Source organism: Paenirhodobacter sp. (assembly GCF_050177655.1).
In the GTDB taxonomy this organism is placed as follows: domain Bacteria; phylum Pseudomonadota; class Alphaproteobacteria; order Rhodobacterales; family Rhodobacteraceae; genus Rhodobacter.
Genome location: NZ_JBFXGV010000026.1, coordinates 34,950 through 45,007 on the forward strand (window position 1 = coordinate 34,950; position 10,058 = coordinate 45,007).

Sequence of the window (10,058 nt, forward strand, 5' to 3'; positions counted from 1 at the left end):
AAAGGAACGTGCGTCATGCTGACATTCACCTGCCCCTACTGCGGCGCAAGCGCCGAGGAGAGCGAACTCGCCGCCGGCGGCGAGGCGCATCTCAAGCGCTTCGGTCCCGGTTCCTCGGACGAAGAATTCGAGGATTACATGTTCAACCGCAAGAACCCGAAGGGCGTGCATTTCGAGCGCTGGCGCCATGCGCAGGGCTGCGGCAAGTGGTTCCTCGCCGCGCGCGACACCAACACGCTCGAGGTCTTCGGCACCTATCCGGCGCAGACGACCGAACCCCCGGCGGATCTGATCGCCACCATCAAGGCAAAGCGCCCGGGCTGGGAGGGCTGGAAATAATGAGCACGCGTCTCGCGAAAGGCGGTCGGCTGATCGACCGCGCCAAACCCCTCAGCTTCACCTTCAACGGCAAGCCGATGCGCGGCTTTCAGGGCGACACGCTCGCCTCGGCACTGCTCGGCAGCGGGCAGATGCTGCTTGGCCGGTCGTTCAAGTATCACCGCCCCCGCGGCCTCGTCGCGAGCGGCGTCGAGGAGCCGAACGCGCTCGTCAACCTCGGCCGCAACGCGCGGCTCGAACCTGACCAGCGCACCACCACGACCGAGCTTTTCGAAGGCGCCGAGACCTCGAGCCAGAACCACTGGCCGAGCCTCGATTTCGACATCGGCGCGGTGAACGACAAGCTCTACAAGTTCTTCCCGGCGGGCTTCTACTACAAGACCTTCATGGCGCCGAAATGGGCCTGGAAGCACCTCTTCGAGCCGGTGATCCGGCAGGCCGCGGGGCTTGGCGCCGCGCCGAAGGAGGCCGACAGTGACCGTTACGAGCAGGCCTATGCCTTCTGCGACGTGCTCGTCGCGGGCGGCGGTGTCGCGGGTCTGGCCGCGGCGCTCGCCGAGGCGAAGGCGGGCAAGCGCGTCTTCGTGATGGAGCAGACGCCGTTCTGGGGCGGCCGCGCGCCGGTCGACGGCGGCACGATCGAGGGCATGGCCCCCGCGGACTGGATCAAGGCCACCGTCGACGCGCTTGAAAAGATGGAGAATGTCCGTCTCTTCACCCGCACGATGGTGTCGGGCCTCTATAACCACGGCTATGCGATCTGCTATCAGCGCGTGGCCGATCACACCCCGGGCGACGGCCGCCCGCGGCACCGTCTGTGGCGCATCCGCGCCGGGCTGACGATCACTGCCACCGGCGCGATCGAACGGCCGCTGGCCTTCGCCGGCAACGACGTGCCCGGCGTGATGCTCGCCGCGGCGGTGCGCGATTACCTCGTGAACTGGGGCGTGAGCGTCGGTGACCGGGTGGTGATCGTCACCAACAACGACGACGCCTATCGCACCGCGCAGGCGGTGATCGCGGCGGGGCTCACCGTTTCGGCGGTGATCGACGCGCGCGAAAACGTCACCGGGCCGCTGCCGATGGAACTCAAGGCGCGCGGTCTGCGCATCCTCGAGGGGCGCGGCGTCGCCAAGGTGCTCGGCCACAAGGCGGTGACCGGCGTGCAGATCTGCGCGCAGGCGGGCGAGGGCGGCGTGATCGAGACGATCCCCTGCGATTGCGTCGCGATGTCGGGCGGCTGGTCGCCGGTCGTGCATCTGTGGTCGCATGTCGGCGGCAAGCTGACCTGGGACGATCCGCGCGCGATGTTCATCCCCGATGCCGCCCGCCCGCCGATCAAGGCCGATGGCGAGCCGCTCGCCCGGGCCGTCGGTGCCGCGAACGGCATGCTGACGCTCACCGATCTTTGCGCCGAGGCGGGTCTCGCCGGTGGCGCCGAGGCGGAGGCGCCGCTCGCGCCGGTCTGGGTGATGCCTGCGGGGGCGAAGGAGGCGCTGAAGTTCAAGGCCTTCCTCGACTACCAGAACGACGTGAAGGTTTCCGACGTGCAGCTTGCCGCGCGCGAGGGCTATACCTCGGTCGAGCATACCAAGCGCTATACCACGCTCGGCATGGCCTCGGATCAGGGGAAACTCTCGAACATCAACGGCCTCGCGATCCTCTCCGATGCGCTGGGCCAGGCGATCCCGCAGACCGGCACCACCACTTTCCGCCCGCCCTACACGCCGATCAGCTTCGGCGCGATCGCGGCCGAGGGGCGCGGCGAGACCTTCCAGCCGCTGCGCAAGACGCCGATGCACGACTGGCACGAGGCGAACGGTGTGTTCTGGGAGCCGGTCGGCCTCTGGCGGCGGCCCTATTGCTATCCGCGCACGGGCGAGAGCCATCGCGACGCGGTCAACCGCGAGATCGTCAACACCCGCACGAATGTCGGGCTGCTCGACGCCTCGACGCTGGGCAAGATCCTGGTGAAGGGGCCCGACGCCGGCAAGTTCCTCGACATGATGTACACCAACATGATGTCGAACCTCGCGGTGGGCAAATGCCGCTATGGGCTGATGTGCAACGAGAACGGCTTCCTCTCGGATGACGGCGTCGTCGTGCGGCTGAGCGAGGACAGCTGGCTCTGTCACACCACCTCGGGCGGTGCGGACCGGATCCACGCCCATATGGAAGACTGGCTGCAATGCGAGTGGTGGGACTGGAAGGTCTATACCGCCAACCTGACCGAGCAATACGCGCAGGTCGCGGTCGTCGGCCCGAAGGCGCGGATGGTGCTCGAAAAGCTCGGCGGCATGGATGTCTCGAAAGCGGCGCTGCCCTTCATGACCTGGGCCGAAGGCACGCTCGGCGGTTTCCCGGTGCGGGTGTTCCGGATCTCCTTCTCGGGCGAGCTCTCCTATGAAATCGCGGTTCCCGCGAACATGGGCGCGGCCTTCTGGGAAGCGGTGAACAAGGCGGGGGCCGAGTTCGGCGCGATGCCCTATGGCACCGAGGCGCTGCATGTGATGCGCGCCGAGAAGGGCTTCATCATGATCGGCGACGAGACCGACGGCACCGTGATCCCGCAGGATCTGGGCCTCGACTGGGCGATCTCGAAGAAAAAGGCCGACTTCCTCGGCAAGCGCGCGCAGGCGCGGGTCGAGATGGCGCGCCCCGATCGCTGGAAGCTCGTCGGCCTCGAGACGCTCGACGGTTCGGTGATGCCCGATGGCGTGATCGCCCCGGCCGAGGGCTCGAACGCCAATGGCCAGCGCAACACCCAGGGCCGGGTCACCTCGACCTATTACTCGCCGACGCTGAAGAAGGGCATCGCGATGGGCCTCGTGCTGCATGGGCCGGAGCGGATGGGCGAGGTGCTCGACTTCCCGGCGGATGCGGGCAAGGTGTTCAAGGCGCGGATCGTCGATCCGTGCTTCTACGACAAGGACGGGGAGAAGGCCGATGTCTGATGCGGTTTCCGCGCTGAACGGGCGCGTGGCGGCGGGCGGCTTTGCCACCGTCGCCGAGGCCGGGCTGACCGGCATGCTCACGATCCGGGCCGAGTTCGGCTCGGGCGCGTTGAAATCGGCGCTGGGCGGGCTTGGCCTCGCCGTGCCGGGGCAGCGCGGGGTCGTCACCTCGGGCGGGCGCACGCTCGCCTGGATGAGCCCGGACGAGCTCTTGCTGATCTGCGGCTATGACGAGGCGCCGGGCCTTGCCACCACGCTGGGTGACGCGCTTGCGGGCGAACATGCGCTGGTCGTCAACGTCTCCGACGCGCGGGCGCGCTTCACCGTCTCCGGGCCGCGCGCCGACGAGGTGGTGATGAAGCTCGCCCCGGTCGATTTCGCGACCCTGCCGCAGGGCGAGATCCGCCGCACCCGCACCGCCCAGATCGCCGCCGCGCTCTGGCGCTCGGGGCCGGAGGAGATCACCCTCGTCTGTTTCCGCTCGGTCGGGCTTTACCTGATGAACCTGCTCGAGACCGCGGCGCGCAAGGGCGGCGAGATCTTCTGACACGGTTCACGGCGCCGTGAACGATTGCAATTCGGGATGGGGCGGCTAAGGTCGCCCCATTCTCTTTGGAGGTTTCGATTCGATGAACTATTTCAACAGCCTCGCGCTTGCCGCGATGGGCTTTTCGCTGATCGCCGCGCCGCTCGCCGCCAAGGAGGCGAAGGGGTTCACGATCCCCAAGGGCACCCTCGTGCTGCTGTGCGATCTCGCTGTGCCGGAGGCCAATGGCACGACGCCGCCGAAGCTTCTTGTGATGACCGACAAGGCGGGCAAGATCACCGCCTATGACGGGCTGATCGCCGCGCATGACCTGGCGCCGCTGCCGGTCACGGTGATGACCGACAACGATCGCCGCACGACCTATGGCTGGACGATCCCGGGCCACAACGACGACCTCAATCAATATGCCAATGCGACGAAGATGCGCCTGACCGTGCAGAAGGCGGATCTCTCGGCGCTGCTCGTCGTCACCCCGGTGGGCTACAGGACCGAGAGCGCGCGGGGCAACTGCGAGCGCGGCGTCGTCAACAAATGATCCACCGCTGAACCGGGGCGCGCTCGCGCGCCGCGGTTTCCGCCCGACCCGGAGAGGATCGGGGGCGGTGTCTTCATCTTGCCGAAAAAACCTCGGGGGGCGTTCACTTGCGAACGGGGGGCGGCGCCCCCTCTGCGGTTCCCGCCCGTGCCGCACCCGGGTTGTGCGGATGCGCCCTTGACCTCGGCCCCCCGCGCCCTTCAATTAGGGCCAACGCGAACCCAACCAAGGACCAATCCAATGGCTTTCCATCTTCCCGACCTTCCCTACAAATACAACGCCCTCGAAGCGCTGGGCATGTCGATGGAGACGCTCGAATTCCACCATGACATGCACCACAAGGCCTATGTCGACAACGGCAACAAGCTGATCGCCGGCACCGAGTGGGAATCGAAATCGGTCGAAGAGATCGTCAAGGGCACCTATCAGGCCGGCGCCGTGGCGCAGAACGGCATCTTCAACAACGCCTCGCAGCACTGGAACCACACCCAGTTCTGGGAAATGATGGGGCCGGAAGGCAAGGGCATGCCGGGCGCGCTCGAAAAGGCGCTCACCGAGGCCTTCGGCTCGGTCGCCAAGTTCAAGGAAGATTTCGCCGCCGCCGGTGCCGCGCAGTTCGGTTCGGGCTGGGCCTGGCTGGTGAAGGACGCCGACGGGTCGCTCAAGGTCACCAAGACCGAGAACGGCGTGAACCCGCTCTGCTTCGGCCAGACCGCTCTGCTCGGCTGCGACGTCTGGGAGCACAGCTATTACATCGACTTCCGCAACAAGCGCCCGGCCTATCTCTCGAACTTCCTCGAGAAGCTGGTGAACTGGGAAAACGTCGCCTCGCGCCTCTGAGCCGCGGCCACAACCGAAACGCGAAACCCGCCGGAGCGATCCGGCGGGTTTTTTCATGCGAATCGCGCGCTTCGGCCCGTCAAGGTCTGGAAAGGCGGGCGGGGCGGGGCCATCTTTGGGGGGCATGGAAAGGAGGAGATCATGCTGTTTTCGAAAGGAATGAGACTTCTCGTGGCCGATGAGGCCCGCGCGCTCCTGCTGGAGAATACCGGCTCGGTCGAGGCGCCCCAGCTGCGCGTCTTGGGTGAGCGCAAGGCCGCGCCGAGCGCACAGTTTTCCGACCGTCCGGGGCGTGAGCAGGCCGGCGCCGGCGGTCACGGCACCGCCTTCGAGCAGGGCGATCCCGAGCGCGTGGCGCAGCAGCGTTTCGCGCGCGAGATCGCGAGCTGGTTCGGCGCCCATTCCGGCGATGCCCGGCTGGTCGTCGCCGCGCCGCCGCGCATGCTCGCCGCGCTGCGCGAGGCGATGCCCGAACCGCTGGCCTCCCGCGTCGTGGCGGAAATCGACAAGACCCTGACCGGCCTGCCGCTGCCCGAGGTGGCGAAGGTTCTGGCCATGGCGCTCGATCCGGTCTGAGCGGAACCGTCCGAGAGGGGCGGCGCGGCCGGTCCGCGCCGTCTTCCCTTTCCCGGCCCGATCGGGCAGCGTGCCACCGGATCCGCTTTCCCGGATTCGGGCCGGGAGATGCGCGATGAGCGAGGCGACGAAAGGGTTCTGGGCGATGGTCGCCGCCTGCGTGATCTGGGGCCTCTCGGGGATCTATTACAAGGCGCTCTCCGAGGTGCCCCCGCTTGAGGTGCTCGCCCATCGCACGCTCTGGTCGCTCGTCTTCTTCGGCGCGGTGCTCGCCGCGCAGGGGCGGTTCGCGGCGCTGGCCGAGGCGCTTTTCGGCCGCGAGACCGCGATGCTCGCGCTTTCCGCGCTGGTGATCTCGATCAACTGGTTCGGCTTCATCTGGTCGGTGCAGCATGGCCACGCGGTCGAGGCCTCGCTCGGCTATTACATCTTTCCGCTCGTCGCGGTGACGCTTGGCGTCTTGGCTTTCGGCGAGCGGATGAGCCGCGGGCAGGCGCTGGCGATCGGTCTCGCGGCCTGTGCGGTGGCGCTTCTGACCGTCGAGCTGGGCCGCGCGCCCTGGATCGCGCTGCTGCTCGCGGGCACCTTCGGGCTTTACGGGCTGCTCAAGAAGCGCGTCGCGGCGGGGCCGATCGTCTCGGTCACCGCCGAGGTGGCGCTGCTTGCGCCCTTCGCGCTGGGCCTGATCGCGGCGAAACATTTCGGGCTTTTCGGCATGGCGCCCGGCTCGAACGCCTTCGGCACCGATCTGCGTTCCTCGGCGCTGCTCGCCTTTTCGGGGGTGCTCACCGGCGGGCCGCTCATGCTCTTTTCCTACGCCGCGCGGCGGGTGCGCCTCGCCACCGTGGGGCTGATCCAGTATCTCAACCCGACGCTGCAATTCGCCGTCGCGGTCTTCGTCTTCGGCGAGCCCTTCACCCATGCCCATGCGCTGGCCTTCCCGCTGATCTGGGCGGCGCTCGCGGTCTATTCGGTGGTGAGCCTGCGCGGGGCGGCGAAGGCGGGCTGAGTCGCGCGGGGCGGCGGAGTCTCCTGCCCAAGCCGTCGCTGTGCAATCTGTGACTTCTCACAGGTTGAAACCCTGCCCGGCGCCCTCAGACTGGGGGTGTTTTCGGGAAGGGATTGCAGCATGAAGTCACGGTATTTTCGTGGGCCGCTCGTTGCGGCCTGTGCAACGCTCGCGCTGACGGGCTGTGCGACGCTCAAGGACGAATTCGGCGCGCCCGACGGGGCGGCGGGCGTCTATATGACGAAGGCGATGGTCGCCGAGACGCCGGCGCAGCGGGCCGACCGCTACCTGCTCGCCCTGGGCATCCTCGCGCCGCTCGCGCTCGACACATCGGTCGACACCGAGGACGAGATCGGCGCGGTGGCGGCAGTGAACACCGCGCTCACCGCACTTGCGGCGCTGTACGAGGCGGCGCCGGGCTGCACCGCGGGCGCCACGCGCGAGGGCTGCATCAGCGAGGCGCGCGGGGAGATCGGCAGCTACCGGTTCGAGACGCTCGGCTACGATGTGCAGAAGTCGCTTTACTATCTGGCGAAGACCGCGACGATCAATCTCGATCTCGGCGGCGCGGCCGAGGATCTGATGGCGCTCGATTTCACCGCGGTGAGCAAGCTGCTGTTCCGGGCAAAGACGCTGGTGCCGCATCTGCGCCGCGCGGCCGCCGGCTATCGCGACGGCAATGTGATCTATGCGATCGCCGTGGACGAGGCCTGCGCCGGGAGCACCGATGCCGCCTGCAAGGCCCTGCATCAGAAGCTCACCGCCTATTTCGGCGGGGGGAAACCGCCGGTCGAGGGCGTCGAGGAGCGCCGTATCATCGAGATGGGCCGAGCCGCGCGCGCGGCGCTCGGCGCCTTGCAGACCCGGCCCTGGCACCTGTCGCAAGATCAGCGCGCGGCGGTGCTCGCCAATGTCGTGGCGGGCTGCGAGCGGGTCTCATCCGCAGGAACGCTGCGCTCGGACGAAGCGGGCGGCCTCGAGGTTAAGAACTGCACGGAAAGCGACGGCAAGGGAAAACTCGAGGAAGCGATCCTCTCCCGCGGCGATCGCTAGAGGCCGGCTCAGGCGAAGGCGGTCTCGAGCTCTTCCTCCAGCGCGGCGACATCGGCGACCGCGATCAGCATCTCGCGCAGGCTGGGCGCGGCGAAGCCCTCGGCGATGATGTGATCGACGAGGGTCAGCAGCGGCTGCCAGTAGCCCTCGGTGTCGAGCAGGAAGATCGGCTTCGCGTGCAGCCCGATCTGGCGCCAGGTCAGCACCTCGAACAGCTCGTCGAGCGATCCGGCGCCGCCCGGCAGCACCACGATCGCGTCGCAGTTCATGAACATCACCTTCTTGCGCTCGTGCATCGTCTCGGTGACGACGAAGGTGGTCAGGTCGCGCTTGCCGACTTCCTGCGGGAAGAGGTGCTCGGGAATCACCCCGAAGGTGGCGCCGCCGGCGGCCTGCGCGGCGCGCGCGACCTCGCCCATCAGCCCGACGTCGCCCGCGCCGTAGACGAGGCGCCAGCCGCGCGCGGCCAGCAGCGCGCCGGTGGCGCGGGCGGCCTGGGTATAGGCGGGGCGGGCGCCCGCGCGCGAGCCGCAATAGACGCAGACGGAGGGGGCAGCGGGTCGCATGGGAGATCCTTTCGCGGACGGGGGCACTCCGGGCGGCGGCGGAGCTGCGGCGGGAGTTGCTTTGCGCCGTGATACCGGGTCAGATGGCGATGCTCAAGCGGGCGGCGCGAGAACCGCCCGGGCGGGGGTTGGACGGGACCGGAAGGACGGTGCGGCGATGGACACGGGGCACGAGACGGGCGCGGCGGAACAGGCGGCGACCGGGGATGCGGCGGCGCGCACGACTGTGGGCGCGACTGGAGGCGCGGCGGCGGGCGGCGGTCAGCTGCGCGGCGCGCTGGCGGGCGGGCTTGCGGCGGCGGCGGTGGTCGCGGTCGGGGTGATCTGGTGGGTGCTCGGCACGCCGGTGCCGACGCCCGAGCCCGCGGCCGAGACCGGCGCGGCGCAGGAGGAGGCGCAGGCGCTCGCCACGGCGCCACAGCCGGCCGCCGAGGCAGAGGCCCCGCAGGCGGCGGCGCCCGAACCTGCCCCGGCGCCCGAACCCGCGCAGGCGGAGGCGCCCGCGGCCGAGGCGCCCGATGTCGCGCGTTTCGATGCGCTGCGCGTCACCCCCGACGGGGCGCTGACGCTTGCCGGCAAGGCGGCGCCGGGGGCGAAGGTCGAGGTGCTGCTCGACGGCGCGGTGATCGACACGGTGACGGCGGGGCCACAGGGGGCCTTTGCCTCGGTGGTGCTCGGCGCGCCCTCGGCCAGCCCGCGCGCGCTCACGCTGCGGGTGACCGGGGCGGATGGCGTCGCGCGCACCACGGCGCAAAGCCTCACCGTCGCGCCGAGCCCGCAGGCCGTGGCGCAGGCGGCGACGGCGGAGGGCGACGCGCCCGAGGCGGTGTCGCAAAAGGTCGCCGCGGCGCAGGCGCTGGCCGAGACCCCGATCGAGAGCGACGGCGCCAATGCGCGGCTGCTTGCCGGGGCTTCGGATGCGCTGGTGATCGACACGCTCAGCTTTGGCGCGACGGGGCGGATCGCGCTTTCGGGGCGCGGCGCGCCGGAGGGGGCGCTCCTGCGCGCCTATGTCGACAATGACGAGGCCGGTCTCGTGCAGGCGGGGGGCTCGGGCGCCTGGCAGATGGAGCTGCCGGCGGCGAAGCCCGGCGCCCACACGCTGCGCATCGACGCGCTCGATGCGGCGGGCAAGGTGCTCGCCCGGGCGGAGACGCCCTTCGAGGCGGTGGCGCCGGCGGATCTCGCCGCGGCGGCCGGGGCTGCGCCGGTGACGGGCGCGGTGACGGGCGGGGCGCGGGTTTCGGGCGCGGGACAGAAGGGCGGGATGCCCGAGGCGGCTCCGGCAGCCGCGGCGACGCCCGAGGCGGAACTCGTCCCCGGGCCGGCGGCGCCTGCGGTCGCGGCGCCTGGCCCCGCGGCGGGACGGCCGCGGATGGTGACGATCGAGACGGGCAACACGCTTTGGGCGATCGCGCGCGACACCTATGGCGATCCCTATCTCTACGTCCGGCTCTTCGAGGCGAATCGCGACCAGATCCGCAACCCGGACCTGATCTATCCCGGCCAGGTCTTCACCCTGCCCGAATAGGGCGAAAGCGCTGGACACCGGCGCGATCCGGCCTAGGTTGCGCAGGCCGGGGCGCCGCCCCGGACCCCGGGATATTTCGACACTTTGGAAGGCCGGAGCGACCGGTCG

10 protein-coding genes are annotated in these 10,058 nt (G+C 69.5%); 9 read left to right on the forward strand and 1 reads right to left on the reverse strand.

Going from position 1 to position 10,058, the window contains the following annotated elements:
* The first annotated feature begins 15 nt into the window (after positions 1-15).
* The 8 genes from AB7U46_RS10715 (at position 16) to AB7U46_RS10750 (ending at position 7,853) form a co-directional block, all read left to right on the forward strand.
* Complete coding sequence (locus AB7U46_RS10715; RefSeq protein WP_428336960.1) at positions 16-339, forward strand: sarcosine oxidase subunit delta; 324 nt, start codon at positions 16-18, stop codon at positions 337-339.
* On the forward strand, positions 339-3,293 hold the full coding sequence (locus AB7U46_RS10720) for a sarcosine oxidase subunit alpha family protein (protein WP_428336961.1): 2,955 nt from the start codon (positions 339-341) through the stop codon (positions 3,291-3,293). Before AB7U46_RS10715 ends, AB7U46_RS10720 begins: the two co-directional genes overlap by 1 nt.
* Positions 3,286-3,840 (forward strand): sarcosine oxidase subunit gamma, encoded by a 555-nt coding sequence (locus AB7U46_RS10725; protein ID WP_428336962.1) that lies wholly within the window; start codon positions 3,286-3,288, stop codon positions 3,838-3,840. Before AB7U46_RS10720 ends, AB7U46_RS10725 begins: the two co-directional genes overlap by 8 nt.
* Before the next feature lie 82 nt (positions 3,841-3,922).
* Entirely contained in the window at positions 3,923-4,375 is a 453-nt protein-coding gene (locus tag AB7U46_RS10730; RefSeq protein ID WP_428336963.1) for a hypothetical protein, read from the forward strand.
* Between the two features lie 240 nt (positions 4,376-4,615).
* Positions 4,616-5,215, forward strand: coding sequence for a superoxide dismutase (locus AB7U46_RS10735; protein WP_428336964.1), 600 nt, complete (start codon positions 4,616-4,618; stop codon positions 5,213-5,215).
* Between the two features lie 141 nt (positions 5,216-5,356).
* Complete coding sequence (locus AB7U46_RS10740) at positions 5,357-5,791, forward strand: host attachment protein (RefSeq protein ID WP_428336965.1); 435 nt, start codon at positions 5,357-5,359, stop codon at positions 5,789-5,791.
* A gap of 115 nt (positions 5,792-5,906) precedes the next feature.
* Positions 5,907-6,800: an EamA family transporter RarD gene (gene rarD / locus AB7U46_RS10745; RefSeq protein ID WP_428336966.1), complete on the forward strand. Its 894-nt coding sequence runs from the start codon at positions 5,907-5,909 to the stop codon at positions 6,798-6,800.
* A 120-nt stretch (positions 6,801-6,920) separates the two neighbouring features.
* Positions 6,921-7,853, forward strand: a complete 933-nt coding sequence (locus AB7U46_RS10750; protein ID WP_428336967.1) for a hypothetical protein — start codon at positions 6,921-6,923, stop codon at positions 7,851-7,853.
* Between the two features lie 8 nt (positions 7,854-7,861).
* Here AB7U46_RS10750 and AB7U46_RS10755 read toward each other — a convergent pair whose 3' ends face one another.
* The gene (locus tag AB7U46_RS10755) at positions 7,862-8,419 is read right to left on the reverse strand and encodes a TIGR00730 family Rossman fold protein (protein ID WP_428336968.1); all 558 of its coding nucleotides are present in this window, start codon (positions 8,417-8,419) and stop codon (positions 7,862-7,864) included.
* A gap of 157 nt (positions 8,420-8,576) precedes the next feature.
* Between AB7U46_RS10755 and AB7U46_RS10760 the strand changes: the two genes are divergently transcribed.
* The gene (locus AB7U46_RS10760) at positions 8,577-9,950 is read left to right on the forward strand and encodes a LysM peptidoglycan-binding domain-containing protein (protein ID WP_428336969.1); all 1,374 of its coding nucleotides are present in this window, start codon (positions 8,577-8,579) and stop codon (positions 9,948-9,950) included.
* Positions 9,951-10,058 lie beyond the last annotated feature (108 nt).